Source organism: Photobacterium frigidiphilum (assembly GCF_003025615.1).
Lineage (GTDB): Bacteria > Pseudomonadota > Gammaproteobacteria > Enterobacterales > Vibrionaceae > Photobacterium > Photobacterium frigidiphilum.
The window spans coordinates 1-635 of the sequence record NZ_PYMJ01000143.1; the positions used below are offsets into that span (position 1 = coordinate 1).

Annotated in this window: 2 tRNA genes and 1 rRNA gene; all 3 read left to right on the forward strand. The window is 45.0% G+C overall.

Features of this window, described 5'->3' with window-relative positions:
- Positions 1 to 81, forward strand: a 16S ribosomal RNA gene (locus C9J12_RS30315); the annotation flags it as partial.
- Positions 82 to 238: 157 nt separating this feature from the next.
- A tRNA-Ile gene (locus C9J12_RS30320) sits at positions 239 to 315 on the forward strand.
- 45 nt (positions 316 to 360) lie between these two features.
- Positions 361 to 436, forward strand: a tRNA-Ala gene (locus tag C9J12_RS30325).
- The last annotated feature ends 199 nt before the right edge of the window (positions 437 to 635 follow it).

The following is a 635-nucleotide window of genomic DNA, read 5'->3' on the forward strand; positions in this document are numbered from 1 at the left end:
TTTACCACGGTGTGGTTCATGACTGGGGTGAAGTCGTAACAAGGTAGCCCTAGGGGAACCTGGGGCTGGATCACCTCCTTACCTAAAGATTTATTGTTTGATGCAGTGTCCACACAGATTGCTTGGTTAAAATGTCAAAGAACGTGAAAGACTTGGGTCTTTAGTTCGGATTGTTAGCACCCCACGCCCTTGGTAAAAGTGGTGAGGTCGGTGGTTCAAGTTGAACAAGTTCCCAAATGGGTCTGTAGCTCAGGTGGTTAGAGCGCACCCCTGATAAGGGTGAGGTCGGTGGTTCAAGTCCACTCAGACCCACCACTTTCTCCTCCCAGAGAAAAGTGGTTAACAGTCTTTTGAAACGTTGGGGTTATAGCTCAGCTGGGAGAGCGCCTGCCTTGCACGCAGGAGGTCTGCGGTTCGATCCCGCATAGCTCCACCACTTTCTAAATGCATTCTGACTCGTGAAGAGTGGAGTGTGGTTAGAAAGTGGATTATTTGTCTCTAAAGAGACAGAAAAAACACATGTTCTTTAACAATCTGGAAAGCTGACTAGTAAATTGAATCTTAGGATTCAATTACAAATGTTTTTATTACTTCTTTTACGAAAGAAGGCATAAAAACGAGTTCTCAAAACAAAC